Below are 26,853 nucleotides of genomic sequence, written 5' to 3' on the forward strand. Positions count from 1 at the left end.
CACTCCGGCGGAGGTCGCGGGCCCCATTTCGGTCGTACGCCAGAGTGGTTCGCTGAGCCGCTCTGGCTATTTCTTTGTGCAGTTCCCGGGCAGAAACCGCTGCACACTTTTCCTGGAATTGGGCTAGAGCGGTTCATCGTTTCACGGAAACGCCGAACCGCTCTAAGTATTTGTTTTTACGCAATTCCGGACGGAAAACCGCTACGCACTTTTCCTGGAATTGCTCTAGGCAGGCATCAAGATCGCAATGCGATGCACGCCGACCACGCTACTTGTATTCGTGGCACCGTCGGTCTTGCCCTTGGCGCAAGTGTACATCTCGCCTTCCTTAAGTTTGAATTCCTTGCCCGCCTTCTTGATCGTGAATTCGCCGGCAGCAATCGTGCATACCATGTCGTTGTCCATCACGGTTTCAGGAAAGACTGCTCCGGGCTGGAAGACTATATCGACGATTGAGATGCTCTTGTAAGCGGGAATGTCGGAGTTGCCAGTGCCGACCTCTACCACTCTGATGCCGGGCGCAACCTCCTTGCCCTCCGTCGGACCGTATTGCTTGGCGGCCCTTGCAGGCGTCGCCAAGGCGAATAGAGGCGTTACCGCCGCGGCGGTGACGCCGAGAGCAATTGCAGACCTGCGACTCATGGCTTCCATCGCATCCTCCCTTTTGTTGGTCACGCACAAATGTGCATGGCCAATGTATATTAGCACAAGCGCATCTATCTGTATGCAAGGCCGCGCCCGAAGCGCAACCTGCGCGCAGACGATCACAGGTGATCCGACGCTTTTTATCCCGAAACAGCCCTCAGCTGTCGCCCACCCAGGCAAGGTCTAGTCCGTTCGGTTTCTTGACTCGGTCGGCAAAAACGGGCAGCAAAGCCTGGTATGGCGGGCATTTCCGCCGTTTTCATAGTCGGGGAGGGAGCTTTTTTGATATCGACCTTCGCCAAATCGGCGATCGGTTGAGGGATTGGTTAACCAAGTTTGTCCATCTTTGAATCAATCGGCAACAGACGCGAAGCGTGCAGGGGGCACCAGGCGACTGCGATTATGACGGCAGCGAGTCCCGCATGCCGCAAGGCCGATTGAGGTTGGTTGTATGGCGTTTATGCGTTTGAATAACCGGGGTGACAATCCTGATTCTGGGTTGACTTCGATGAGGCCCGGCCTTCGCTGGGTCGCGGTTCCCGTTGTTGGCGTTGCGATTGCTTTGTGGTCGGTGGCGACCCTGGCCGGCCTTTATTCGGTGGGGACTTCGCTCACCGCTGCCTCCAACAGTCTTCCGCAAGGCTTGCTCTCGCCGCGCACTATCGCGCTCGCCGATCACCGGCGCGCGCTTACCAATTCGTCAGCCAATTCCTGGGCGCCGTCACTGGCAAGCCGGCAGCGTCAGGCGTCGCTGCTCAGCCGGTGCGATGCCGGCTGTGCGCACGCCGCCGCGAGCTTCATGCACGAGGGCAAGGCGGCGCGTCTCAAACCGTTGGCGCAGCCGGCTGCCGTGCCGCTTGTTGCAGAAATCTCTCCGCAAGCGCGCTTCGACAGCGTGGTGGCGAAGGCGGCGTTGTCGCCGCAAAAGCTTGCTGCTGCCTTTGCCCACGCAGCACCTCCTATGCTTGCCAGCCTGCCGGCGGCCGAGCGCGTCGAGGAGCCGGTGCGCCTGTCCGAGCAGAACGGCCCGGCCTCGGTGCGCTTCGGGCCGGAGGTCGCTGAGGTCGAACGATCTTCCCGTCTGGCGCTCGCGCTTGCGAATGCATTGCCGGAACAGATGATCGACGTGCTGCCGGAGGTGGCGACAGCCGCCCCTGCTGCGCCGCAAGAGGGCGAGGTGCAGATGGCCTCGCTGCCGCCGCAGGACGAGATGCCCGACAGCGTTCCGTTGCCGACCTTCCGCCCGCGGGCGGAAATCGATCGGTCAGAGGCGCCCGAGGTCGAGACACCCAAGGTCGAGGCACCCAGGGCCAAAGCGCCCAAGGTCCAGCCATCGAAGGCCGTCAAGGCCCAGTCTCAGTCATCCAAAGCCAACAAGGCGCAGATCGCTGACGCTCCGCAGGTCGAGATGCCCCGGGCGCCGGCCTTGTCGCCGAGGAGTTCGTCACCGGCGGCGGTGCCAAGCATGCAAGCCAGCCAGGACATGCAGGGCAGCAAGCAGGGCAGCCCGGGCAAGCCGGCCAAGCGGTCGAAGGCCACAGACATGCTGGCCTATGCCAAACCCGACAGCCCGGCGGGCGGCGGGGCCTTCCGCAACCTGTTCAGCAAGCCCGGCGTCGGCAGCGGCGTCGCCGTCTACGACATCTCGGCGAAAACCGTCTATATGCCTGATGGTTCGCGGCTCGAGGCGCATTCGGGACTGGGCTCGATGGCCGACCAGCCGCGCTACGCCAACCGGAAGAATGCCGGCCCGACGCCGCCCCACACCTACGATCTGAGGCTGCGTGAATCGCGCTTCCATGGCGTCGAGGCGCTGCGTCTCACTCCTATCGACGGCAGGAACAAATTTGGTCGGGACGGCTTTCTTGCGCACACCTACCTGCTGCGCGGCCGCAGCGGAGAATCGAGCGGCTGCGTCGTCTTCAAGGACTATGCCCGCTTCCTCGCCGCCTTCAAGAAGGGCAAGGTCAAGCGTCTCGTCGTGCGCGGCTAGCAAGCCGCTGATGCAGGTCGTGCCGGAAGGCGCGGCGCGCAGGTCGCCGCGACGGCCGTCTTCATGGCTTCTTCATCCCAGGGTCTTCGCGACGTCGCTTCGCTCCCGTTTCGCCGCGGGATGGCGAAGCTGTGGGAAGATTTCGGCCAATCTCGAAGGTTTTCATTCCCGGCCGAGGATACTATGACTGACCAGACCGGGGCGGCGGCTTCAACCAATCAAAGAGGATGTCATGACTATACGCGCTGTCGTTTGGGGCGAGAATATCCACGAGCGGACCAATGAGGTGGTCGCGGGGATCTACCCCGAGGGCATGCACGCAACGATTGCCAACGCGCTGAAGCTCGATCCCGAAATTTCCGTGTCATGGGCGACGCTGGAGCAGCCGGACCATGGCTTGCCGGCCGATCGTCTGGCGCAAACGGATGTGCTGCTGTGGTGGGGACACAAGGACCACGGCGCCGTCGCCGACGAAGTCGTCGAGCGCGTGGCGCGCCGCGTCTGGGAAGGCATGGGGCTGATTGTCCTTCACTCCGGCCATTTCTCGAAGATATTCAAGACGCTGATGGGCACGCCCTGCACGCTGAAATGGCGCGAGGCCGGCGAGCGCGAGCGGCTTTGGGTGACGAGCCCCAACCACCCGATCGCTGCCGGGATCGGCGAGTATTTCGAGCTCGAGAATGAGGAGATGTATGGCGAGCAGTTCGCCGTGCCGGAGCCGCTGGAAACGGTTTTCATCTCTTGGTTCCAGGGCGGCGAAGTGTTCCGGTCGGGGCTGACCTATCGCCGCGGCGCCGGCAACATTTTCTATTTCAGGCCAGGTCACGAGACCTATCCGACCTATCACGACGCCACCGTGCAGAAGGTGCTGCGCAATGCAGTGAAATGGGCGCACAACCCGCAGGGGTCAAACCCAGCCATCCTCGACGCGCCGAACGTGCCGGTGGAAAAGGCGCTCGAGCCGATCGTCGAGCGCGGTGGAAAACTCCATGCCGCTGATGAGGCCGGCTATCGCTAGCCATCCCGAGCCTTCGGTTCGGAAAATCCACGGTCGAACAAAAAGATAAAGCCCAATCCTAAGGATAAGAATCATGCGTCTGTTGATACTCGGCACCGGCTGGATGGCGGAGGAGCACGCCAGGCAGTTCGGTAAGATCGAAGGCGTCGAACTGGTCGGCGCCGTCGATGTCGACCGCAAGCGTGTCGACAAGTTTTCGGAAATCAACAACATCCCCAACCGGTTCGCGTCGCTGGAAGACGCGCTCGCATGGGACAAGTTCGACGCGGTGGCGAACGTGACGCCGGATCGCATCCACCATCCGACCACCATGATGCTGGTCGCGGCGCGCAAGCCGGTGCTCTGCGAAAAACCGCTGGCCGAAAATTACCAGAGAGCCAACGAAATGGCCGATACCGCCGAGCAAGCCGGCATCATCAACATGGTCAACCTGACCTATCGCAACGTCGCCCCGCTGCAGAAGGCGCGCGCCATGGTGCTTGCCAGCGAAATCGGTCAGGTCAGGCACGTCGAAGCGTCCTATCTGCAGAGCTGGCTGGTCTCCAAATTCTGGGGCGACTGGCGCACCGATCCGAAATGGCTGTGGCGGCTGTCACGCGGCCACGGCTCCAATGGCGTGCTGGGCGATGTCGGCATCCACATCCTCGATTTCGCCAGCTATGGCGCCGCACTCGACATCGATCATGTGTTCTGCCGGCTGAGAACCTTCGACAAGGCGCCCGGCAACCGGATCGGCGAATACGAGCTCGACGCCAATGACAGTTTCGCCATGGCGCTGGATTTCTCCAACGGCGCGATCGGCATGGTGCACGCCAGCCGCTGGGCGACCGGCCATCTCAACGAACTCAGGCTGCGCATCTATGGCGACAAGGGCGGCATCGAAGTCGTGCACAATCTGAACGGCTCGGAGCTGAAAGTGTGCATCGGCGAGAACATCGAGAACGCCAAATGGCAGGTCGTCGATGCCGGAACGGTGCCGACCAACTACCAGCGCTTTGTCGATGCGGTGCGCAGCGGCGTTCAGGCCGAGCCGTCGTTCCGCCATGCGGCCGAATTGCAGAAGGTGCTCGACCTTGCCGTCGTCTCCGACGAGAAGCGGGCAGAGCTCAGAGCCCATGCCGAAACCCATTGATGTCGTTCGCTGAAAGGGTCCAACCATGGTCACGCGCCGCGCCGAATGTTCCTGCGGTCAGCTGTCAGCCACCTGTTCGGGCGAGCCAGTACGCGTCTCCGTCTGCCATTGCCTGGCCTGCAAGCGGCGCACGGGCAGCGCGTTCAGCTTCAACGCGCGGTTTGCGGAGAATAATGTGTCGATCCAGGGACGCTCGGCAGAGTTCACGCGCCTTGGCGACGAGGGCGGCCGCGTCATCTACAGCTTCTGCCCGGATTGCGGCACCTCCGTCCACTACCGGATTGACACGCAGCCCGGTCTGGTCGCCATCCCGGCGGGCGCTTTCGCCGACCCATCGTTCCCGCCGCCCTTCCTGTCCTTCTATCACGAGAGCCGGCGCTGCCAGTGGGTCGAGGTCCGCACTGAGCCTCTGGCGACGTTCGACTGATGACGCCGGCCGCGGGCAGGCTGAGAGAGCGACGTGCGTCCACTTGAACGAACAAAAGTACGCTCTAGCACTTCGAATCCGCGCATCGTGCTTTTCGAAATCGATTCCGATTGGGCCGATGCGCTAGGCCTCGAGGAAATCCAGGGCCTTTTCCACGAAGGCGCCGTGATACTGGAAAATGGCGGTATGCCCGCCGTCCTCGTATAGAACCAGCTCGGCATTGGGAATGCGCCGAGCCAGGTCGACGGAATTGCTGGTGGGCACCATTCTGTCGTGGTCGCCATTCACCACGAGCACCGGGTGGCGGATACGCGATAGGTCGGCAGGGCGCTCCCGGCCAAAGGCACGGACTGCCTTGAGCTGCTGGTTGAAGGCGCCGAGCGCGATGGGCTTGTCGCGGTCATTGGTCCGTTCGTTCAATCGCTGCAGAAACTCGCGCGCCGCCTTCTTGCCGTTGGGGCTTTGGGTGAAGAAGAGGTAGTTCTTTGGGTCCTTGATGGTCAGCGCGGCGCGGATCATGTCGAAGATGGTGACGAACGCCACCCGGTCGATGCCGGTACCCCCGGCTGGGCCGGTTCCCGCGAGGATGATCTTGCGAACCAGATCAGGCTCCAGTTGAACAATCGCCTGGGCGATGAAGCCGCCAAGAGATAGGCCGAGCAGATCGACCTGCTCGAAACCGAGGGCCCGGATGAAGGCGATCGCGTCGCGGGCCATCGCCTCCACCGTGTTGGGAGTAGAGCCGCCTGATGCACCAACACCACGGTTGTCGAAGGTGATGACTCGCCGCTTTGCGGCAATGCCATCGACGACCCGGGGATCCCAATTGTCGAGAACCGCACTCAGATGGGTGAGGAAGATCACCGGTACCCCGGTTATAGGCCCGAGCTCCCGGTACGCGAACTTCGTGCCGCCGACGTCGACCGTTTTCGTCGGCACGTCCCTGTGTTTGAAGATCGCGGCAGGTCGCGATAGCTGGTGCACGTTCATGAGGATTTCCTTTCCGCGGGCTTGCCGTTCTCGCGGGGCTGGAGCAGCGCCTTCGCCGCTACCGCGCCTGCCTCAAGAATGCGATCGGACAGTTCGGTTCCGTTCACTGCGCGCGACAGCTCAAGCGTGCCGATCAGGGTCGCGAAGACACCGAACGCAACATCTTCGGGGTCGCGGGCGTCGGGCGTAAGTTCGGCCGCCACCTGGCGCACGAGCTTGAGCAGGTGTTCGGCGTAAACCTCACGCGTCTCGACCGGCTCACGCGCAATTTCGGGCAACAGCGCGGCTGAAGCGCAACCTTTGCCTGGATTGTCTCGATGTTCCGCCGAGAGATACGCGTCGATGGCCATTGACGGGCCACCGGCGGCCAATAGCTCCTGAATCTGGATCGCCTGAACCTCCAGGGCGGCCGCAACGCTCTCACGCACAAGCGCCGCCTTGGACGGAAAATGGGGATAGAAGGCTCCGTTGGTCAGCCCCGCCTCGCTCATGATACCGGCGAGACCTGATGCAGCGATGCCATCGGAACGAAACCGTTCGGTCGCCACATCCATAATCCGCTGCCGCGACGCGTTCTTCCTGCCCTTCTCGTAGCGCATGGTCTTTCTCCTTCGATAGGCTATTGCATTATACTCATAATATTGTATTATGATCGTAAGTCAATCGGCGGAAATTAGCTAGCCCCTTTCGGCAGCATTCCACCCCAAGAGAAGGAAAAACGAAAATGACCAAAACCGATCGTGGCGTGGCGCTCGTCACAGGAGCGTCCACGGGCATCGGACGGGCAACGGCCAGAGCTCTGCAGGTTGCCGGCTTTCGCGTCTTTGGAACCAGCCGTCGCGCTGTCGCCGAAGGATCCGACGGCGTTACCATGCTGACCTGCGATGTGACCGACGAGGCCTCCGTGGCAAAACTGGTCGATGAGGTGCTGGCCAAGGCCGGGCGGATTGACCTGCTCGTCAACAATGCCGGCATCGGGTTGCTCGGAGGTGCGGAGGAATCCTCAACCGCCCAAGCTCACGCGCTGTTCGATGTGAACGTTTTCGGCGTCCTCCGGGTGACGAACGCGGTGTTACCGATCATGCGACGTCAAGGAAAGGGCAGGATCATCAACATGAGTTCGATTCTGGGTCTGATCCCGTCTCCCTTTAACGCACTGTATGCATCGACGAAGCATGCCATCGAAGGCTATTCCGAATCGCTCGACCACGAGCTGCGCACATTCGGAATTCGGGTGGTGCTGGTCGAGCCCGGCGTTACCCGCACGTCGTTCGAAGAGAATGTCACGAAACCTGATCGGCTGCTTCCCGTCTATGATTCGGTGCGCCCTCGCATGGAAGCGTTGATGCGGAAGTGGGTAGAAGGCGGCGATGCCCCCGACATTGTCGCAAGTACGGTGGTGAAAGCCGCGACGGATGTAACACCGCGCAGGCGCTACACCGCTGGAAAACAGGCTAGCCAGGTTCGGTTCCTGCGCCGCTTCCTCCCCGAATCCATGGTCGACAAGAGCCTGCGGAAGATCAACGAACTGCCGGTCTGAAGCAGGCTACCGATCTGAAGCAGGCTAAATGGTTTTGGTGGCGGCAGGCTTTCGCGCATTACGGCGCGGCAGGACGGGCCGCAACCGTCAGGTCGCCATCGGAAAAGTACGAGATAAAATCATGAAGGCCTTCATCGTCGATCGATACGCAAAGAACGCTCCCCTGCGGCTTGGAGAGGTTCCGGAGCCGGAAGTCGGTGAGAATGACGTGCTGGTGCAGATCCATGCCGCCAGCCTCAATCTGCTGGACTCCAAGATCAGGGACGGAGAATTCAAGCTCATCCTGCCCTATCGCCGGCCCTTCGTTGCAGGCCATGACGTGGCCGGAACGGTCATTCGCGTCGGCTCGAAGGTCCGACGGTTCAAACCGGGCGACGAGGTCTATGCGCGACCGCGGGACGGTCGGATCGGGGCTTTCGCCGAGTACATCGCCATTGATGATGCGGACGTGGCCCTGAAGCCGAAGAACCTCAGCATGGAAGAGGCTGCGTCCATTCCACTGGTGGGGCTGACCGCCTGGCAGGTGCTGGTCGAAGGGGCGAAGCTGAAGAAAGGAGAGAAGGTCTTCATTCAGGCCGGCTCAGGCGGGGTGGGGACATTCGCCATTCAGTTGGCAAAGCACCTCGGCGCGACGGTCGCCACGACGACAAGCGCGTCGAACATGGACATGGTCAGGAAATTGGGCGCCGACGTCATCATCGACTACAAGAAGGATGACTTCGAGAAGGTCCTTTCGGGCTACGACGTCGTCCTGAACAGCCAGGACAACAAGACGCTCGAAAAATCGCTGCGTGTGTTAAAGCCCGGTGGCCTCGCCGTTTCGATCTCCGGTCCGCCCGATCCAGGGTTTGCCAGGGAGAAGGGCCTGAACATGGTGCTGAAACTGGTTATACGCCTTTTGAGCGCCGGCATCAGGAGACGGGCCAAACGCGCAGATGTCCGATATTCGTTCCTGTTCATGGCCGCCAATGGGGCGCAGTTGACCAACATCACGTCTCTGATCGAGTCGGGCGATATCCGCCCGGTCATAGATCGCGTCTTCTCGTTTGAGCTGACCAATGAGGCCTTGGCCTACATCGAGCAGGGCCGCGCCAAGGGCAAGGTTGTCATCAAGGTCAAATAGCTTGGCGGCGACGACCTTCGCTTCCGACAATCCTAATGCCGCAGGATCTTGCTCAGGAAAGCGCGGCTGCGGTCGGTCTTGGGATGCGAGAAGAACTCGTCCGGGGTGCCGCTCTCGACGATGGCGCCGGCGTCCATGAACACCACGCGCTGCGCGACATTGCGGGCAAAGCCCATCTCGTGGGTCACCACCATCATGGTCATGCCTTCCTCGGCCACCGCGACCATGACGTCGAGCACTTCCGAAATCATCTCGGGATCGAGCGCCGAGGTCGGCTCGTCGAACAGCATGATCTTGGGGCGCATGCCAAGGCAGCGGGCGATCGCCACGCGCTGCTGCTGGCCGCCGGAGAGCTGCGCCGGATAGGCATTCACCTTGTCGGCAAGGCCGACCTTGGCAAGCAGCTCGCGCCCGGCCTTCTCGGCTTCAGCGCGCGGAATCTTGCGCACATGGATCGGCGCCAGCGTCACGTTCTCGAGCGCGGTCTTGTGGGGATAGAGGTTGAAGGACTGGAAGACGAAGCCGATCTCGGTGCGCAGCCGCGTCATGTTGGTGGCGGGGTCGCCGAGGCGCTGGCCGTCGACCACCAGGTCGCCGTCGCGGATCGTCTCCAGGCCGTTGATGCAGCGGATCAAGGTGCTTTTGCCCGAGCCGCTCGGGCCGCAGACGACGACCACCTCGCGCGGCTCGACGCTGAGCGTGATGTCCTTCAGCACATTGAGCGGGCCGAACCATTTGTTGACGCCGCGAAACTCGATCATGCCGGTACCATTTTTGCTGCGGTTCGACGTCATAACTGCACCTCGCCATGGGCCGCACCCATGCGCTGCTCCAGCCGGCGGGCCAGCATGATCAGCGGATAGCAGACGATGAAATAGCCGAGGCCGACGAGGAAGAAGACCAGCAGCCCGTTCGGCACACGCTGCACCACCAGCCAGCCGACGCGGGTGAGGTCGGTCAGGCCGATGGCCGAAACGACCGAGGAATCCTTGATCAGCAGCACATATTGCCCGACCAGCGGCGGCAGCACGATGCGCATCGCCTGCGGCAGCACCACCTGGCGCAGGCGCTGCCAGCGCGACAGGCCGGACGCCAGCGCCGCCTCGACCTGGCCTGATGGCACCGAGCGGATGCCGGCGACGACGATCTCGCAGATGAAGCAGGCGGCCAGATTGGTCAGCGCGATGATGCCGGCGGTGAAGGCGTCCAACTCGATGCCGAGCTCCGGCAGGATGAAGAAGATCAGGAAGATCTGGACCAGGAACGGCGTGCCGCGGATCAGGTCGACCCAGGCGCCGATCGCGCCGCTGATCAGCCGGTTGCCGCCGGTCCGCAGGATGCCGAGGCCAAAGCCGATCAGCGTGCCCAGTACCAGGCTGATCAGCGACAGCATCACGGTCATGCCGAGGCCGCGCAAGGCGAGGGGATAGCTGCCGGCGAGGCTTTGCAGTTGCTGCCAGATCATGTCCGTGCCCCCGCTAGGCCGAGCCAGCGCCCGGACAGCGCCGCCATCCCCTTCAGCCCGTAATAGAGCAGAAGGTAGAAGGCGGCGATGGTGATAAAGCCTTCCGCCGGCATGAAGCGGTCGGAGGCGAGCAATTGCCCGGCGCGCGTCAGTTCGGCGACCGCGATCAGCGACAGCAGAGCCGAATCCTTGACCAGCACGATCGCCTGTCCGAGCAGCGGCGGGATCGTCACCTTGAACGCCTGCGGCAGGATGACCAGGCGCATGCGCTGGACATAGGTCATTCCCGAGGCGACGCCGGCTTCGACCTGGCCGCGCGGTATCGACAGGATGCCGGCGCGGATGATCTCGGCGACGTAAGCGCCGCTGTTCAGCGACAGAGCGAGGATACCGACGACGAGCTCAGGCAGGATGATGCCGAGCCGGGGCAGGCCGAAATAGAGGAAATAAAGCTGCGCCAGCAAAGGGGTGGCGCGCACAGCGTCGATATAGGCCTTGGCCGGGATGCGGAACAGCCGTCCGCGCTGCAGGTTCATGGCGGCGAGCACGATGCCGACGGCGAGCGCGCCAGCAAAGGAGAGGACAGACAGCCACACGGTCGTGACGAGTCCCTGCCCGAACAAAGGCAGATATTCGACGATGGTGCGGGAGCTGAAATTTTCGAGCATCGCTGGATTAGTTCCTTAAGCAGCGAAGAAAGCCGGGCGGTTCGCGCCGGTTGCGAACCGCCCGGTCCACCGCTGCTTAGTGGTCTTTCTTCCAGTCGTCGGAGTTGACCCAGTAGTCGAGGTTCTTCTGCAGGCGGCCGTCGAGGCTGACCTGGTCGAGGAACAGGTTCATCCAGGTCAGCAGATCCTGCTCGTCATAGCGCGTGGCGAAGGCCAGCGGCTCCTTCGACAACATGTCCGGCATGATGGTGAAGCTGCCGGCCGGATAGGCGGTCGACTGACCCTTGACCGCCGAGACGTCGTTGACGCCGCAATCGGCCTGGCCGTTGTTGACGGCGTCGAGCAGCAGCGGACCGCCGCCCTTGTAGCTCTTGATGTCGGCGTCGGGGAAGGCCTTCTTGGCCTCCTTCTCGCCGGTGGCGCCGAGCAACACGGCGATCTTGGTGCCCTTGGCCTTGCAGTCCTCGGTGGATTTGAACTTGCCGTCGGCCTTGGTGAAGACCGTGCTGCCCGTGTACATATAAGGCTTGGTGAACGCGACCTTCATCGCCCGAGCCAGCGTCGGCGTCATGTCGGCGACCAGAAGATCGGCCTTGCCCGACAGCAGCGCCGGGATCAGCCCGTCCCAGTCGAAATCGAGGAAGGTGATCTTGACGCCCATTTCCTTGGCCATCAGTTCGGCAAGCTCGACCGAACTGCCGGTGCGTTCGCCGGCAGCGCCGACCAGCGAGAAGGGCGGTCCCTGCGTCTGCACGGCGACGCGCAATTCGCCGCGCTTGGTGATCTCGTCGAGCGTTCCGGCGCTGGCGGCGGCCGTGAGGCCGGCGAGCGCAAGGCCTGCGATGAAAAGCTTGGCAATCTTCGCAATCTTCATTGGCTTCATTGGGCATTCCTCCTTGTTGTCGTTGTTCCACTTTGTTGTTCCACCCCTTGGGGTGCTTTTTGAGCGGCAGCGCCGTTGCCGGCGGCCACCGTTCGAAAATCCTTCAATCCCAGCTGGTCGTTTCGGATACCCGTATACCGCGCCGGGCCAGTTCATCGAGGAAGCGGCCGTCGGGCACATGCAGCAGCGGGTTGAGCAGGCCGGATTCTGTGATTTCGCCCTGCGCCAGCATCTGCGCCACAATGCTGGCGGGATAGCCGACGCCGAGGCTCATGCCGAACAGGCCGGAGGCCAGATCGCGTTCGATGATCAGGTCCGACGTCACCGTCTTGCGGCGACCGCCTTGGGTGCCGGTGAAGACGTTGCGCATCACGCAAAGGTCCTTTTCGTCGGCGCCATATTGCAGCTGCGGGCCGAGCAGCCGGCCGAGAAACTCACGTGGACTGGCGCCAACCCCGGGCACCTTGTCTTCGGAAAGGAAGCCAAGCTCCTTCAGCGGCGCCCAGAACGCCGACCAGCCCGGCCAGCGCAGCGAATAGCGGCCGGAGCGCTGCAGCCCCTTGGCGGCGGCAAGCATGCCGGCATAATGCGGCGCGTCGCCATTGGGGAAGGCTTCCAGTCTGCCCAGCCCCTCGACCTCGATCTGATGGATGAACGGATTGTCGTGCTGGCGGCTGGCCGGCACCTCCACCCGTTTGCCGTCCTCGACCAGCACGCTGTCGCGGTTCTGGCTCACCAGAACCATGTCGAAGTTCCAGCTCACCTTGTAGCACAGCGGCTTGGCCATCGCCTTCGGTTCGGGGATGCCGCCACAATAGGAATCGATTGTCGTGATGGCGTCGAACTGCCTTGCAGCGCGCGCGTAGAGCACGAGGTCGATGCCGGGGTCGAGCCCGCATTCGGTCATGATCGAGACGCCGGCCTTTTCCGCGGCCGGTGCCAGGTCGGCGATCGTCTTGCCGTAATTGGTGGTGACCAGCGGCGTGCGCGTCGCGATCGCCGCCAGCACCGCCTCGCGCATCAGCGGCTGCGGCAACAGGTCGATGGCGGCGTCGACACCCGTCAGCACCTCCGCCAATACTGGACCGATCGCGCCTTCGGGCACGACGAAACGCACGCGGGCAATGTCGGTCAGGCCGCCAAGTCGGGCCGCACCGTCCGCTGCGGTATCGACGCAGACGACTTCTTCGACACCGGCGCTGGCGACGAGATCGGCGATCGCCGCCCGGCCTTGCAGGCCGAGGCCGCCGAGAACCGCGATCTTCATGCCATTTCCTTTCGCCCAGTTTCGTCGCGCTTGGTCTCGTCTGACCAGCAGCCTTCCGGCAGGCTGACCCATTTGTTGCAGGAGGCCATGACGACGAAGGTCTCGCTGCGCACGACTTCGCCTGGCTCGCCCGCGCCGGGGATCAGCTCGCTGGTGACGCGGTAAAGATCGGCGACATCGCCGGCTACCGTCACGTCGACGATGATATCGAAGCGTCCGGTGACGACGGAGGCCGAGTTGACGAAAGGCAGTTCGCAGATGCGCTGCGCCAGCTCCCGGGCGCGCCCGCGGCCCTGCGCATTGATGCCGACGATGGCAGAGATCAGTTCGGGGCGCTCGGTCAGGTTGAGCAGCCCGACGATCTTGAGCAGGTTACGGTCGAGCAGGTTGCGCAGCCGCATGCGCACCGTTGGCACCGACACGGCCATCTTCTCTGCGAGCCGATTGACGCCAAGCTGCGCATCCTGCGACAGCAGCTTGACCAGTCGCCGGTCGGTCTGATCGAGATGCTCCCGCAAATGCTCAGGCTTTCATAAATAGAAAGAATTTATGGAGTTTTCTTTCTGATATGAAAACAGCTTAGGGTGTATCTTTTGAAATCGCAAGAGCGTTCGGCCACATGTCAACAAGGCCGAACGGTGTGTCCCGGAAGGCGGCATGCCGCCTAGCGCAGCTTCTCGATCCCCGGAATGCCGCCGATCCGTTCGGCGAGAAAGTCGACCAGCAACCGGACCCGGGCAATGCCCACGCGCTCCGGGACGATCAGCATGCTCAACGGCACGGGAGGTGGGGAATAGTCCGGCAAGACCACTTCCAGCCGGCCGGCTGCCAGAAGATCGTCGACAAGCCAGTGATGGGCGGGCGCGATACCGCGTCCGGCGATAAGGGCCTCGCGCGCGGCGAGCCCATGGTCGACCCGGAATCGACCGGCGAAGGGCACCGCCTGGCGTTCGCCGCCCGGCCCCTGCAGGGCGAGCGTCTCGCTTCCCGCGATGTTCGACATCCGGATGCCTTCATGGCCAGGCAGATCCTGCGGAACAGCCGGTCTGCCCCGCGCCGCCAGATAGGCGGGCGCCGCGACCAGCAGACGTCGGGACTGGCCGAGCGCCCGCAGCTTCATCGAGCTGTCGGTGAGCGGACCGAGGCGAAGCGCGATATCGACGCCCTCCCGCACAAGGTCGATGCGCTCGTCGGTGAGGCTGAGATCGATCCCGATGTCGGGATAGCGGTCCTGGAAGGCGAAGATCAGGCGGCTGACGTGCAAGACCCCGAGCGCCGCCGTGCAGGATATCCGGATCGTGCCGGCCGACGCGCCGCGCGTGCCCCGTGCCTCATCGCCGGCCTGCTCGACGAGGCGCAGAATCTGGATGCTGTCGGCGTAGTAACGGCTGCCTTCATCGGTCATCGTGACACGCCGGGTGGTCCTGCTGAGCAAGGGCACGCCGATGGCCTCCTCGAGCTCCCGCAGATGCCGTGTGACCGTCGATTGCCCAACGCCGAGCTCTCGCGCCACCGCCGAGAGGCTGCCGCGCTCGGCGACGCGAACGAAGGTGCGCATGCGCTCAAGCGTGACGTCGGATTTATCCATTATTCGGCTTAATCTTATGCATTACCTGGATATAGCGGATCAGCCCGGGGCTAGCTACCTTTGCACCAATCGTCCTTCCTTCGGAGTTGACCCATGAAAGTCCTGCTTGTTTTTGCCCATCCTGAACCACGTTCGCTCAACGGAGCACTGCGTGACGTCGCCATCAGGGAACTCGAGGCCCAGGGCCACGAGGTGCAGATATCGGACCTCTATGCCGATGGCTGGAAAGCCGCGGTGGACCGTGCCGACTTTCCGTCGTGGCCGCCCGAAGAACGCTTCCTGCCGGCCGGGGCCTCCAAAAAAGCTTTTGCGACCAATACATTGACCGGCGACGTTAAAGCGGAGATCGACAAGCTGCTGTGGGCCGACACGCTGATCCTCCAGTTCCCGCTGTGGTGGTACGCCATGCCGGCGATCCTCAAGGGCTGGGTCGACCGGGTGTACGCCTACGGCTTCGCCTATGGCGTCGGCGAGCACAGCGACAAGCGGTGGGGTGACCGCTTTGGCGAGGGAACGCTCGCCGGCAAGCGCGCGATGCTGATCGTGACCGCCGGCGGCTGGGAGGAGCATTATTCCGCCCGCGGCGTCAACGGCCCGATCGACGACCTGCTGTTCCCGATCAATCACGGGATCCTTTACTATCCGGGCTACGACGTGCTTCCGCCTTTCGTCGTCTACAGAGTGGATCGTTTTGGCCAGGCCGATTTCGAACCTGTCGCGGAGCGGCTGCGCGAAAGGATGCGGACGCTCGAGACAACCCGACCGATTCCCTATCGGCAGCAGAATGGCGGCGACTACCACATCCCGAGCATGCAGCTCCGCTCTGAACTGGGCGACCCGGGCGCCGCAGGGTTCGCGCTTCACGAGGATCGCGCAACCGCGAAATTGGCGACGCCGCGTTCGACTTTGCGGGACGTGGCCTGACGCAGCATCCTGAGAAGATCGGGCAAGGCGCCCGAAACCTACGGGATGAATCAACGACCGGCCCGGAAGATCGCAACCGCAGCAGCCGTCAGCGCGGCATTGCCTGATGCCGTAGTGCCGTCCGGAAGCGCCTTGCCGTCTTCCAGCCCGACGCGCGTCGACCAGTTGCGTTCCGCCGCCCGGTGCACGAACGGCCACACCGTGGCGTCGGCGCCGTGCAGCAGGATGGCGCGACGCAGTCCGGCGCGGTCGAGCACGGCGGCGATGCCGTCGCAGGCTTCCAGCGCCTCGTCCAATTCCTGCTCGGAAATCTCGATCAGGATGCGCAGCACCTGGTTGCCATGGTCAAGGCGGACCAGGCGCTCGGCATCAGCGACGGAGGCGAGCCCGGCCTCGATTCCGATGCCGCGCTGCCGCAGGCTTTGCATGATCTCGGGCGCGGCCTTCTCGCTCAGATTGACCGACGCATAGTCGGGCAATTCGCTCCAGCCGGCGATCGCGGCAAGTGTGCGCTCGTCATCATTCTCGATCCACGCGCCGGTCGACACGCCAATCAGCGTTCCCGGGCAGGCGCGGCGCAGCGCCAACACGGTCCGGTCCATCGTCGCCAGGGCAAGGCTTTCGCGGCCGTCGAGCCCGCGTGTATGGATATGCAGCTCGGCCGCACCGGCGGCCACGCAGGACGCGCCGTCACGCGCCATGGCTTCAGGATCGAGTGGCAGCTGCGGATGGAAATCGGCGCTGCGCGCGCCATTGATGCAGGTTTGGACAATCATGGACGTGCGCCCGGTTGCGGTTGCTCAGTCTAGCGCAGGGCCGCGAAGACTGTAATTGGTCGCGCGATCATCCTGACAGATGGGCGGCCAAGCCTGAACCAATGTGACAGAATGTGCCGGGCAAGCACCACGGCCCGGACTTCAATGCGCTTGCGCGCCTTGCAGGAGATGCGTCTGTCTTTCCGATCCCAAGTCTCGGCTGGGACTCATTCTTCTGTCACGGCATAACGTCCAGCGCACGTAATCTGGCGGCGGCGAGATGGCGCTCGATGTGGTCCTGAGGGCATTCGCTGGCCGCGCGCCGGTAAAGCGGCAATGCGCCTTCGTTGTGTCCCTGTAGTCGGTTGAACTCGGCGACGAAAAAATTCGCCTCACAGCGCTGTACGATTTTCGTGGCCATGCTCGCTCCGCCAGCCGCTGCCAGTACCTCGGCGGGGGTTTGTTCACCAAGAAACATATCTACCACCGGTGCCGGCCAGTTCGTCATGTCGAGCGTCTTGGCTGCTTCACGCAAATGGCCGTCATCGCGGCTGCTGCGCTCCAGGATGTGTCTCCAAATCGCGACGTAGGCATTTCCAGGCTCGAGCGCCGCAGCTTTCTCGATGTCGGCCTGTGCTTTCGCAAGCGAGCCGAAAAGCAACTCCACGAGCCCCCGGTCTCCATAGGTGTGGCCGACGTTCGGGCTGAGGCTGATTGCGTGTGAGCAATCGGCTATCGCAAGCGCCTCGTTGCCCTTGGCGGCCCAAGAGAGGCCTCGGTTAGAATATGCGAGCGTATTCTTGGGATCGAGGGCAATCGCTTGACTATAGTCGGCGATGGCCCAGTCAAAGTCCCCGTTGCCGGCCGCCGCTATGCCTCTACCGATGTAGGCACTGGCGAGCTTCGGATCGAGACGGATCGCCTGGTCAAAATCGGCCATAGCACGGTCGAGGTCGCCCTTGCTTTTCCAGACAAGTCCTCGATTGACATAGATCGCGGCTTTTTTCGGTTCGAGCTTGATCGCCGTGTTGTAGTCTGCGATAGCGCGGTCATAGTCGCCCCTGCTGAACCAGACCCAGCCTCGACCATTGTAGCCTCTGGCCTGGTTCGGATCGAGGCTGATCGCCTGATCAAAATCGGCCATGGCGCGGTCGTGGTCACCAAGTTCCACCAGAGCGTTGCCACGCTTGCCATACGCGGTTTGTCGATCGTCGGCCGGCTCCGTCGTATCCTCGATCATGCGCGTGCAGGCGGCCATCCGCACGGTCGGTTCGACCTCGTCATCGCTGACGCAATCGCTGCTGGCTGCGAAGGCCGGGAAGGTCGAAACCGTCAGGACGATTGCGGCGGTCAGCGCCCACCCCGAAGACTTGAGCCACACTCGAACCAATTTCACCACCCCACCAATCGAAGCCCTGGCGCCGCAAGCGACGCGTGGCCGCATTCTAATCAACCGATTTCAGAGAGCAATCACTGGTTGCGCCCGTGAACCGGTCATCGAGTGGCGCCGAACGGGCAGGGATGATCTGGCCGCTCCCCTGGGGCAGCGCCCGCCTGCCGGCACCCCTCTACCTCGAAAACTCGCTGCGCACGATGCCGTGGCGCTGCAGCTTGTCGTAAAAGGTCTTGCGCGGAATCCCCAGCGCTTCGATCGTGCGCCTGACGTCGCCCTCGTTGCGGCCAAGCGTCTCGCGGATAATGTCGGCCTCGTAGCGCTCCAGCCGCTCCGGCAGTTTCATGGCGGCATCCGGCTGGGCTGGGGCGGCGGGGGATGGTGTTCCAGTGTCTTCCTCCAATCCAAGCACAAGCCGCTCGGCGAAATGCGCGAGTTCGCGCACATTACCCGGCCAGTCATGCTCCCTGAGATGGCGGTGCACCGCGGCCGGCACCGTCGGCACAGGACGCCGGAAACGGGCGGCGGCGCGCTCGGCGAAATAGAAGAACAGCAGGGCGACGTCGTCGCGGCGCTCGCGCAGCGGCGGGATGGAGATCGTCACCACGTTGAGCCGGTAGTAGAGGTCCTCGCGGAACGTGCCGCGCTGGCGCGGATCGCCGAGATCGACCTTGGCGGCCGCAACCACACGCAGGTCGACCGGCCGCATTTCGTTGGTGCCGAGCGGGGTGACCTCGCGCATCTCCAGCACGCGCAGCATCTGCACCTGCGTCGAGACCGGCATGCTTTCGATCTCGTCGAGGAACAGCGTGCCGCCGCTGGCGTGCTCGATGCGGCCGATCCGCTTCTTCTGCGCGCCGGTGAAGGCGCCGGCCTCGTGGCCGAACAATTCGCTCTCGATGACCGTCTCCGGCAGCGTGCCGCAATTCAGCGCAACGAAATTACCCCTGGCGCGGCGGCTCCAGCGATGCAAGAGGCTCGCCACCACTTCCTTGCCGGAACCGGTTTCGCCGGTCACCAGTACGTCGACATCGGTGTCGGCGATCTGCCGCAGCGTGCGGCGCAGCCTTTCCATCGCCGGCGTCTGGCCGATCAGCGGCAAGCCGTCCTGCGCCTCTCCGGCCGCCTCGCGCAAGGCGCGGTTCTCCATCACCAGGCGGCGCTTTTCCGCCGCGCGGCGCACGCTCTGCACCAGCCGGTCGGCGGCGAAGGGTTTTGTGATGAAGTCGTAGGCACCGTCCTTGATCGCCTTGACCGCCATGGCAATGTCGCCATGCCCGGTGACGAGGATGACCGGAATGCCCGCATCCAGCCGCAGGATGCGGTCGAAAAGCAGCAAGCCGTCGATCTCAGGCATGCGGATATCCGATACCACCACGCCGCCAAAACCGGCGTCGAGCCTGGCCAGGGCCTCGGCCGCCACCGAAAAAGCGGAGACCGAAAAGCCGGCAAGCTCCAGCGTCTGCGCGGTGGCCTTGAGGAGATCGCTGTCGTCATCGATCAGGATGACCGGCGCTGCGTCGTCGTTGATCATGCTGCCTTGGCCATTACACTGCTTTTGAAAGATGGATGGTGAAGCGGGTGCCGTTCTCGTCGCTCGAAACCTCGATGCGTCCGCCATAATCGGCGACGATATCTTTCGATATGACGAGGCCAAGGCCGAGCCCTTTTTCCTTGGAGGTGTTGAAGGGCGTGAACAGCGATCTGAGAATCCCTGGCGGAATGCCCGGTCCGTTGTCGGACACGCCGACCGTCACGCCGTCCGCCGTGTCTTCGACCGAAACCTGCACCCGGGCGTCGTCGCAGCCTTCCAGCGCTTCCAGCGCGTTCTGGAAGAGGTTGATCAGCACCTGTTCGAGCCGGACCCGGTTGCCCATCACTTTGAGGCTCGGCGGTGGCAGGTCGATGGCCAGTGCGTCGAGCCGGCCGGAGAAGCGGCTTTTCAAGAGCACGACGGCGCCCTCGATGACGCCGCGCAATTCGACAGGCTCGGCGGCGGTGCGGCCCTTGCGGGCAAATGCCTTCAATTCTTCGGTGATGGTGCCGATACGCTCGGTAAGTGCTGCGATGGCGCCGAGGTTTTCCTCGACCGGCGAAGTCTGCTTGCGGTCGAGGAAGATGCGGGCATTGTCAGCATAGGCGCGGATGGTGGCGACCGGCTGGTTGATCTCATGGGCGACGCCGGCGGCGACTTGGCCGAGGATCGCAAGGCGGTTGGCCTGGACCAGATCCTGCTGCACCACCTGCAGCTTGGCTTCGGTGCTGCGGTGACCTGATATCTCGGCCTGTAGCCGGTCGCGGGCGCGGCTCAGATCCTCGGTCCGTTCGACGACACGGCGTTCGAGCTCGGTGCGCGCCGCCTGTTCGGCGGCGATCCGCATGTGCCCCGACTGCCGGCGCCACAACAGATACGCGGCAAGGCCGAGCAACGGTACAATGACGCCGAGGGCAAGGAGCCGCATTTCACGAACCGCTGCGGCGATCGGCGCTTCAGCCGGAACGAGATAGTCGAGCCGCCAGGGGGTCGAAGGGACTGGCGTTGAAAGCCTGAGATATTCCGCGTCGCTGCCGCCGGGCGTCACCGCGTGGACGATCGATAGATCCGGGCTGAGTGCCTGGGGGCGCGTGATCGGCAGCGGCATCAGCGGTGCGTCGCCGAACTGCTGGCTGTCCTGGATGGCGGCAAGCTCCGGGCCAGCCAGCGGAGTCGTCGTCATGAAGCGCCAGGACGGCACGCTGGTGATCAGGACGACGCCATTCTCGTCGCTGACATAGGCCGGGCGGTTCGCCTCGTGCCAGTCGGCTTCGAGTTGGTCGAACTCAGCCTTGACGACGACGACGCCGAGCGGGACGGCAGCATCGCCGACGCGGCGCGAGATGTAGAGGCCGGGGCGTTTGCTGACATTGCCGAGCGCGAAATATTCGGCAGTTCCGGCCTGCATCGCACCGGAGAAATAATCGCGGAACCGGTAGTCGTTGCCGACGAAGCTGATCGGCTCGCGCCAGTTGCTTGAGGCGATCGCCAGCCCGTCGGTGCCGATGACATAGAGCACCGAAGCCTTGGTGCCGGAGACCAGCCCGTCGAGCTTGCGGTTCAGCACATCGACCGCCGCAGTGCTTTTCTGTGCCAGCGCGTCGCGCACCTGCTGGTCTTCCGACAAAAGCAGGGGCAGGGCGCGGGGGCTTTCCAGCACGGCGCGCAGCAGCGCGACCTTCAGATTGGCGTCGGTGCGGCCTTGCGCCGCCAGCGTGCCGACCTCGGCGGTGCGGCCATAGAGGCCGGCGCCGTAAAGTGCGGCCGTGGCGATCGCAAGGGCGATGGCCGCAAACAGCAGCCATGCACGGCGCGCCCGCCTGCCGAGTTGCTCGGGCGTCGACAAGGCGGCGGCGGGGCGTTGCAGCATCACCCATTTGTGCATGTTTTCGCACAAAGCACAATTCGGCTATGCGAATATCCGCACTTTCTGTGTGCGAAGCGACCTGGTGAGTTCTTGAATATTAAATAAAATCAAAGTGTTGCCTCTTTTACGCGCACTTGGCACGGCAGTTGCAGACACGAATTCAGCGGTCGTGAGGCTGCTGGGGGTGGTCAATGCAATTGCTCCGGGAGGTCGAGCTTTCGATCGGAGCACAATGGAGGACGTCATGCAGACAGCATTCGCTGCCGCCGAGCCGCGCGGCAAACTTCCCTTCTACCGGCATCTCTATGTGCAGGTGCTGGCGGCGATCGCCGCCGGCGTGCTTCTCGGCCATTTCTATCCCGAAACCGGTGAGGCGATGAAGCCGTTCGGCGACGCCTTCATCAAGCTGGTGAAGATGGTGATCGCGCCGGTGATCTTCCTGACGGTGGCGACCGGCATCGCCGGCGTTTCCGACCTGCAGAAGGTGGGCCGCGTTGCCGGCAAGGCGATGATCTACTTCCTGGCATTCTCGACGCTGGCGCTTGTCGTCGGTCTCGTCGTCTCCAATGTCGTCCAGCCCGGCGCCGGCATGCACATCAATCCGGCCACGCTCGACGCCACGAAGGTGACGGGCTACGCCGAGAAGGCGCATGACACCACCATCGTCGGCTTCCTGATGAACATCATCCCCGACACCATCACCGGCGCTTTCGCGAAGGGCGACATACTGCAGGTGCTGTTCTTTTCGGTCCTGTTCGGCATGGCCTTGGCCATGGTCGGCGATCGCGGCCGTCCGGTCGTCGATTTCCTGCAGGCGCTGACCACGCCGATCTTCCGCCTCGTCGCCATCCTGATGAAGGCGGCACCCATCGGCGCCTTCGGCGCGATGGCCTTCACCATAGGCAAATACGGGATCGGCTCGATCGCCAACCTCGCCATGCTGATCGGCACATTCTACCTGACCGCGCTGCTGTTCGTGCTGGTGGTGCTTGGCGCCGTTGCCCGCTACAACGGCTTCTCGATCCTGGCGCTGATCCGCTACGTCAAGGAAGAGCTGCTGCTGGTGCTCGGCACCTCGTCCTCGGAAGCGGCACTGCCGGGCCTGATGGCCAAGATGGAGCGTGCCGGTTGCAACCGCTCGGTGGTCGGGCTGGTCATCCCGACCGGCTACTCCTTCAACCTCGACGGCACCAACATCTACATGACGCTGGCCGCGCTGTTCATCGCGCAGGCGACCGATACGCCGCTCACCTTCGGCGACCAGATCCTGCTGCTCGCCGTCGCCATGCTGAGCTCCAAGGGTGCCGCCGGCATCACCGGCGCCGGCTTCATCACGCTGGCCGCGACGCTCTCGGTCGTACCCACGGTGCCGGTTGCCGGCATGGCGCTGATCCTCGGCGTCGACCGCTTCATGTCGGAATGCCGGGCGCTGACCAACTTCGTCGGCAACGCGGTGGCGACCGTGGTCGTGGCGCGCTGGGAAGGGGAACTCGACCAGACCAAGTTCGCTGCCGCGATGGCCGGCGACTTGCCCGAGGAAGTCGACCTGTCGCTGCCCGGGCTGCAGCCAGCCTGAGCGTTCAGGCTGCATGGTTCATAGCCCGAAGCCGGCTGGCCGCCGGCTTCGGGCTAGCCGCCGCCAATCTCCAACATCTGCGATTGCCCACGCCGCCGCGCTGCCTCAGATGTAACAGGCTTGTGAGTCTTGTTCTCGGCGCGGGGCTTGTTCCAGCCGTATTTGAAGGCCAGTATCCGCCATGTCTTCAAGGCGCCCGTCCACTTCGATCCCGACCTGATCGCGACCGAAGGCGAGACATTTCCGTCGGGCTCGGCTGCGACCGGCCGAACCGCCGGAGCTTTTGCTGCCGCCGACCTGACCAAGGCGGCAGCCCTCGAAGGCATGGCGGCCTCGGTACGAAGTCGCAAGAGACGTGACCCGTCTCCTGACGGAAGGCGCAGGCTTTCTCTCAGGAACTCGTCGGGCACTTGAAGAGGGGGCGCTTGAAGAGGGGGCAGGCCCGTGAGCGGGCCCTTGCCGAAACCAAAGCAAGATGCGAGGTCAAACGCGATGCAGTCCGTCCCGAGGATTCCGGTATCCATTGTCATCCCGAACTACAATTACGCGCGGTTCCTCAAACGCAGCATCGACAGTGCGCTGGAGCAGGACTACGCGGATGTCGAGGTCATCGTCGTCGACGATGCCTCGCAGGACGATTCGACGACAATCATGAAATCCTATGGCGACAGGATCCTTGCCTGCCCGCGCGAGAAAAATGGCGGGCATGCCGCCGCCTTCAACACCGGCTTTGCGGCAAGTTCGGGCAAGATAGTCCTCTTCCTCGACGCCGACGATTATCTGTATCCAACCGCCGTCTCGACGATTGTGGACACCTGGGACGCGGCAACCGCCCAGGTGCAATCCAGGCTGCATATCGTCGACGAACGACAAGGCACCAAGCAAGAAGGCATCAAGGATGTCTTTCCACCGCCCGAACTGCCCTTCGATAGCGGCGACGTCATGCCGAAACTGCTTCACAAGGGCCGCTATCAGACAACCGTGACCAGCGGGCTGGCCTTTGACCGCGCAACCCTGGAATCGATCATGCCGATTCCGGAGCTGGAGTTCCGCCAGGGCGCCGATGGCTATCTTGCAACGCTGGCGCCAATGTACGGGCACGTCCAGTCCATCGACGAATGCTTAGGCGCCTACCGGATCCACGGCGCCAACCATTCGGTGTTCGGTGAAAAGCTCGCCGAGCGGGCACGCTGGCGGGTAACCCACGATTTCCGCCGCATGCAGGCGCTGTCGGACCAGGCCTCCGGGATCGGCCTGACCATCGTGCCGTCAGAAGCTGTCCGCCACGATCCGGTTCACCTGGAAGAGCGGCTGGCGTCGCTCTGCGCAGACAGGCGCCAGCACCCTGTGGCCGACGATTCCCGGCTGGCGCTCGGGGCGGCGGGCGCCGTCGCCAGCCTCGAAATGTCAGCGTCTCTGCGCCGGCGTGCCGTCCTTGCCGCCTGGTTCCTGTCGGTCGGGGTGTTGCCGCGGAAAATGGCGACGGCAGTGCTGTCGTGGAAGCTCGACGCATCGTCGAGACCGGCATTCCTGAGCCGTCTGTCCAAGACTATCCGCCACGCCATGGGGTAGGGCGACGGCAAGAATCGCTTCAACTAGTGCTTCTAGGCGCGGGCTATTCGAGCAATGTGGACTCTCGATTCCGGGTCACCTATCTTGCCCAATGTGTGGACGGGGTCCACTAGCGGAATGTTCCTTGGCGGCTCCTGATCCACGAAGCGACGGGCAGCGGGGCGTCTTCTTTGATTTCCGGGGCTGACGATGCTCGATCCAGAAAAGGCCAGGGCTGCGTCGCAGTTGTTGGTAAGTCATTGGGACAAGGGCACCCGTCTCGACGCCATACCCCAGGAGTTGCGGCCACGAACACGAATCGAAGGTTACGCCATCCAGTCGCATGTGATGGATCGCTCAGTGGCTCCGCTTTTCGGCTGGAAGATCGCCGCAACCAGTCTGGCCGGACAAAGGCACATCAACGTCGACGGCCCGATGGCCGGGCGTCTGTTGGCCGAAAAGGAGATTGAGGTCGGCGGGGCCATTTCCCTGGCGACGAGCAAGATGCGCGTGGCCGAGATCGAATTCGCTTTCCGTTTCGGCCGCCAACTGCCGCCTCGTCCAGCACCCTATGAAATCGCTGAAGTGATGGACGCCGTAGCGACCTTGCACCCTGCGATCGAAATACCGGACTCACGATATGACGATTTCTGCGCAGTCGGGGCTGCGCAACTCATAGCGGACAACGCCTGTGCCAATCTGTTCGTCATCGGCCAAGCTGTAGAAGACGATTGGCGCGATGTAGATCTCGCGAAGCACCCGGTGGTCGCTTTCGTTTCTGGGAAGTCGCAGCACCAGGGAATGGGGGCAGCTGTGTTGGGCGATCCTCGGATTGCGCTCACATGGATCGTCAATGAACTGTCGGGCTTGGGCATAGCACTCCAGCCGGGACAGGTGGTGATAACCGGCACCTGCGTGACGCCGATAAGCGTCGAGGCCGGTGATGAAGTCACTGGCGATTTAGGCAGGTTTGGCCGCGTCTCGGTGAGTTTTGTCTAAGGCGCCCGGCGCTGTATACCGACGAAAGCGATCCGCTGGCTCTCTTGCCGCTGGCATGTTTCATCGCCTTTGTAGGCTATCTCATCGCATCCTTCGGCCTTGGAGCATTGACCGCCCAGACCAACAAAATTTCCGGACTCGGAAACAAATTTGTCGAATTCGATCCAACTCGTGTCGGGCTAGACACGTACTCATGGAATAAATGAAAGGTCATCCCAATTTCAAGGACGACCAAAAACCAATCTCCTCCAAACCGCGTATGGAATGATGGCTGTCTCGTATATCGTAGCCGTGGTTTGGCTATCGCTGGGGCATTAGCAAATGAGCATTGGACCTGATATTTTATCAACGGTGGCTGCCGCCGGTTCGGCGTTTTCTGGCGCTTTCGGAAAAGTTATTATTTCATATTTACGCGATTTGGGTTTTCCAACCACGATCGGGAAATTCGACTTAGCCAAAATGCTGGATGACAGCGAAACGTCTGTTGACGAACGCCTGTTGAAGATAGACCAAGCGCGACAAAACCTCGCCGACGCTCTTGGCGCAATTGAAGACCTTTCAACACAGGCAAACCGGCAAAAGAGTGAATTAGAGGCGCTCACTGTTGCCGTAGCCAACGCGCTAGACGAAAAAACCGTCGCTACTAGCGAACTGTCAGCAATCAGAACGCTCGCGAGTCTTGATACGCGAGCAATGCAAAAAGCTTTTTCAAGTTCCTACGCGTTCGCAGAGATGGTTCGAACGGGGTTTCTCGTTTTGCCTCGGCATCTTGGCTTCGCTTATTGCGTCGTTCATTTTTGATTGGTGGAAGTAGAAGAAATGTTCGAACTCCGCTTCGGCAGCACGCCTGAACCGCCTCCCACACCGCCGGCGGATCCCATCATAGACTATCTAACGATTGGGGCGAATGTCATCGGCTCGATCGCGTGGCCGGTTGCGATCGTGGTCGTCCTCTTGGTATTCCGCAAACAGTTGGTGCGGCTCGTGGGACGCGTGAAGGCAGTGAGCGGGCCTGCGGGGATTGCTGCGACGTTTAGCGAGCAATTGGAAGAGGCAAAGGAGATCGCGCAAGATGTTCCGTCTTTCGCGCAGGCTGCTCTAGCAGAAGAAACGAAAAATGATCCCTTTCTCGAATTAGCACAAAAGTTTCCTGAAGCCGCAATTCTGAATGCATATCAAGAACTGGAAAAGCTGTTTGTGGACTCAAAGACTGGAAGGCGGTTACCAATCCCACCGGGATATATGTTTCGCGGGCTTGAGGTTGAGAATGTCAACGGCGAGGACGTCGCAGACCTCTTTGTGAAGATTCGAAGTACTCGAAATGCAGCCGTTCACTCACGGCGACCGATAACTGTTGGAGAAGCTTTGGAATTTCGGAAGCTGGTACAGACCCTCATTGCCGTGATTACGCCATTCCTTCCTCAACTCGAAGCGTGGCAGCGAGAGCGCGATGAATCAAGGCCGAGATATATCTATGACACTATCAAGGTAAACCGGGACAGATCGTAGCTTCGA

27 protein-coding genes are annotated in these 26,853 nt (G+C 62.6%); 13 read left to right on the plus strand and 14 right to left on the minus strand.

The window, feature by feature from the left end; all coding sequences use genetic code 11:
• Nucleotides 1-225 precede the first annotated feature (225 nt).
• A complete protein-coding gene (locus NKH73_RS11785; protein WP_502894159.1) occupies nt 226-642 on the minus strand; it encodes a hypothetical protein in 417 nt (138 codons plus the stop codon).
• A gap of 511 nt (nt 643-1,153) precedes the next feature.
• On the opposite strand from NKH73_RS11785, the gene NKH73_RS11790 reads away from it, so the two are divergent.
• The 4 genes from NKH73_RS11790 to NKH73_RS11805 all read left to right on the plus strand — a co-directional run bounded on the left by NKH73_RS11790 (nt 1,154) and on the right by NKH73_RS11805 (nt 5,215).
• Nucleotides 1,154-2,638 carry a DUF2778 domain-containing protein gene (locus NKH73_RS11790; RefSeq protein WP_352931431.1) on the plus strand — a complete coding sequence of 495 codons (1,485 nt, stop codon included), beginning with the start codon at nt 1,154-1,156 and terminating at the stop codon, nt 2,636-2,638.
• A gap of 232 nt (nt 2,639-2,870) precedes the next feature.
• Nucleotides 2,871-3,656, plus strand: coding sequence for a ThuA domain-containing protein (locus NKH73_RS11795; protein WP_352931433.1), 786 nt, complete (start codon nt 2,871-2,873; stop codon nt 3,654-3,656).
• Nucleotides 3,657-3,729: 73 nt separating this feature from the next.
• Nucleotides 3,730-4,788: a Gfo/Idh/MocA family protein gene (locus NKH73_RS11800; RefSeq protein WP_352931434.1), complete on the plus strand. Its 1,059-nt coding sequence runs from the start codon at nt 3,730-3,732 to the stop codon at nt 4,786-4,788.
• Between the two features lie 25 nt (nt 4,789-4,813).
• The gene (locus NKH73_RS11805) at nt 4,814-5,215 is read left to right on the plus strand and encodes a GFA family protein (RefSeq protein ID WP_352931436.1); all 402 of its coding nucleotides are present in this window, start codon (nt 4,814-4,816) and stop codon (nt 5,213-5,215) included.
• A gap of 123 nt (nt 5,216-5,338) precedes the next feature.
• Here NKH73_RS11805 and NKH73_RS11810 read toward each other — a convergent pair whose 3' ends face one another.
• Together NKH73_RS11810 and NKH73_RS11815 are read right to left on the minus strand one after the other, a co-directional pair.
• Nucleotides 5,339-6,205, minus strand: a complete 867-nt coding sequence (locus tag NKH73_RS11810; RefSeq protein WP_352931438.1) for an alpha/beta fold hydrolase — start codon at nt 6,203-6,205, stop codon at nt 5,339-5,341.
• Nucleotides 6,202-6,804, minus strand: coding sequence for a TetR/AcrR family transcriptional regulator (locus NKH73_RS11815; protein WP_352931440.1), 603 nt, complete (start codon nt 6,802-6,804; stop codon nt 6,202-6,204). The genes NKH73_RS11810 and NKH73_RS11815 overlap by 4 nt, the downstream gene beginning before the upstream one ends.
• 125 nt (nt 6,805-6,929) lie before the next feature.
• Here NKH73_RS11815 and NKH73_RS11820 point away from each other — a divergent pair, with 125 nt between their 5' ends.
• Entirely contained in the window at nt 6,930-7,745 is an 816-nt protein-coding gene (locus NKH73_RS11820) for an oxidoreductase (protein WP_352931442.1), read from the plus strand.
• A gap of 121 nt (nt 7,746-7,866) precedes the next feature.
• Nucleotides 7,867-8,868, plus strand: a complete 1,002-nt coding sequence (locus NKH73_RS11825; protein WP_352931444.1) for an NADP-dependent oxidoreductase — start codon at nt 7,867-7,869, stop codon at nt 8,866-8,868.
• 32 nt (nt 8,869-8,900) lie between these two features.
• Here the strand turns inward: NKH73_RS11825 and NKH73_RS11830 are convergent, their stop codons facing one another.
• From NKH73_RS11830 to NKH73_RS11860, 7 genes are all read right to left on the minus strand, one after another.
• Nucleotides 8,901-9,629 carry an amino acid ABC transporter ATP-binding protein gene (locus NKH73_RS11830; RefSeq protein WP_352931446.1) on the minus strand — a complete coding sequence of 243 codons (729 nt, stop codon included), beginning with the start codon at nt 9,627-9,629 and terminating at the stop codon, nt 8,901-8,903.
• Nucleotides 9,630-9,658: 29 nt separating this feature from the next.
• Nucleotides 9,659-10,333 (minus strand): amino acid ABC transporter permease, encoded by a 675-nt coding sequence (locus tag NKH73_RS11835; RefSeq protein WP_352931449.1) that lies wholly within the window; start codon nt 10,331-10,333, stop codon nt 9,659-9,661.
• Nucleotides 10,330-11,001 (minus strand): amino acid ABC transporter permease, encoded by a 672-nt coding sequence (locus NKH73_RS11840; protein WP_352931451.1) that lies wholly within the window; start codon nt 10,999-11,001, stop codon nt 10,330-10,332. Before NKH73_RS11840 ends, NKH73_RS11835 begins: the two co-directional genes overlap by 4 nt.
• Before the next feature lie 76 nt (nt 11,002-11,077).
• Entirely contained in the window at nt 11,078-11,884 is an 807-nt protein-coding gene (locus NKH73_RS11845; RefSeq protein ID WP_502893898.1) for an ABC transporter substrate-binding protein, read from the minus strand.
• Between the two features lie 103 nt (nt 11,885-11,987).
• Nucleotides 11,988-13,151: a saccharopine dehydrogenase family protein gene (locus NKH73_RS11850; protein WP_352931452.1), complete on the minus strand. Its 1,164-nt coding sequence runs from the start codon at nt 13,149-13,151 to the stop codon at nt 11,988-11,990.
• The gene (locus tag NKH73_RS11855) at nt 13,148-13,669 is read right to left on the minus strand and encodes an Lrp/AsnC family transcriptional regulator (RefSeq protein ID WP_292402594.1); all 522 of its coding nucleotides are present in this window, start codon (nt 13,667-13,669) and stop codon (nt 13,148-13,150) included. The genes NKH73_RS11850 and NKH73_RS11855 overlap by 4 nt, the downstream gene beginning before the upstream one ends.
• A gap of 146 nt (nt 13,670-13,815) precedes the next feature.
• Nucleotides 13,816-14,739 (minus strand): LysR family transcriptional regulator, encoded by a 924-nt coding sequence (locus tag NKH73_RS11860; RefSeq protein WP_352931455.1) that lies wholly within the window; start codon nt 14,737-14,739, stop codon nt 13,816-13,818.
• A 93-nt stretch (nt 14,740-14,832) separates the two neighbouring features.
• Between NKH73_RS11860 and NKH73_RS11865 the strand changes: the two genes are divergently transcribed.
• Nucleotides 14,833-15,663 (plus strand): NAD(P)H-dependent oxidoreductase, encoded by an 831-nt coding sequence (locus tag NKH73_RS11865; protein WP_352931457.1) that lies wholly within the window; start codon nt 14,833-14,835, stop codon nt 15,661-15,663.
• 50 nt (nt 15,664-15,713) lie between these two features.
• Here NKH73_RS11865 and NKH73_RS11870 read toward each other — a convergent pair whose 3' ends face one another.
• The 4 genes from NKH73_RS11870 to NKH73_RS11885 form a co-directional block, all read right to left on the minus strand.
• A complete protein-coding gene (locus tag NKH73_RS11870; RefSeq protein WP_352931458.1) occupies nt 15,714-16,439 on the minus strand; it encodes a 3-keto-5-aminohexanoate cleavage protein in 726 nt (241 codons plus the stop codon).
• Between the two features lie 217 nt (nt 16,440-16,656).
• Nucleotides 16,657-17,862, minus strand: a complete 1,206-nt coding sequence (locus NKH73_RS11875) for a tetratricopeptide repeat protein (RefSeq protein WP_352931460.1) — start codon at nt 17,860-17,862, stop codon at nt 16,657-16,659.
• Nucleotides 17,863-17,986: 124 nt separating this feature from the next.
• Nucleotides 17,987-19,345, minus strand: coding sequence for a sigma-54-dependent transcriptional regulator (locus NKH73_RS11880; protein ID WP_352931462.1), 1,359 nt, complete (start codon nt 19,343-19,345; stop codon nt 17,987-17,989).
• A gap of 13 nt (nt 19,346-19,358) precedes the next feature.
• Nucleotides 19,359-21,215 (minus strand): sensor histidine kinase, encoded by a 1,857-nt coding sequence (locus NKH73_RS11885; protein WP_352931464.1) that lies wholly within the window; start codon nt 21,213-21,215, stop codon nt 19,359-19,361.
• A gap of 241 nt (nt 21,216-21,456) precedes the next feature.
• On the opposite strand from NKH73_RS11885, the gene NKH73_RS11890 reads away from it, so the two are divergent.
• The 6 genes from NKH73_RS11890 (at nt 21,457) to NKH73_RS11915 (ending at nt 26,847) form a co-directional block, all read left to right on the plus strand.
• A complete protein-coding gene (locus NKH73_RS11890) occupies nt 21,457-22,788 on the plus strand; it encodes a dicarboxylate/amino acid:cation symporter (RefSeq protein WP_502893899.1) in 1,332 nt (443 codons plus the stop codon).
• Nucleotides 22,789-22,935: 147 nt separating this feature from the next.
• Complete coding sequence (locus NKH73_RS11895) at nt 22,936-23,202, plus strand: hypothetical protein (protein ID WP_352931468.1); 267 nt, start codon at nt 22,936-22,938, stop codon at nt 23,200-23,202.
• 78 nt (nt 23,203-23,280) lie between these two features.
• Nucleotides 23,281-24,360 (plus strand): glycosyltransferase family 2 protein, encoded by a 1,080-nt coding sequence (locus tag NKH73_RS11900; RefSeq protein WP_352931470.1) that lies wholly within the window; start codon nt 23,281-23,283, stop codon nt 24,358-24,360.
• Nucleotides 24,361-24,549: 189 nt separating this feature from the next.
• A complete protein-coding gene (locus NKH73_RS11905; protein WP_352931472.1) occupies nt 24,550-25,338 on the plus strand; it encodes a 2-keto-4-pentenoate hydratase in 789 nt (262 codons plus the stop codon).
• Between the two features lie 321 nt (nt 25,339-25,659).
• Nucleotides 25,660-26,139 (plus strand): hypothetical protein, encoded by a 480-nt coding sequence (locus tag NKH73_RS11910; protein ID WP_352931474.1) that lies wholly within the window; start codon nt 25,660-25,662, stop codon nt 26,137-26,139.
• 18 nt (nt 26,140-26,157) lie between these two features.
• Nucleotides 26,158-26,847, plus strand: coding sequence for a hypothetical protein (locus tag NKH73_RS11915; RefSeq protein WP_352931476.1), 690 nt, complete (start codon nt 26,158-26,160; stop codon nt 26,845-26,847).
• The last annotated feature ends 6 nt before the right edge of the window (nt 26,848-26,853 follow it).

The sequence above is a fragment of the Mesorhizobium sp. M0938 genome (genome assembly GCF_040319125.1).
In the GTDB taxonomy this organism is placed as follows: domain Bacteria; phylum Pseudomonadota; class Alphaproteobacteria; order Rhizobiales; family Rhizobiaceae; genus Mesorhizobium; species Mesorhizobium robiniae.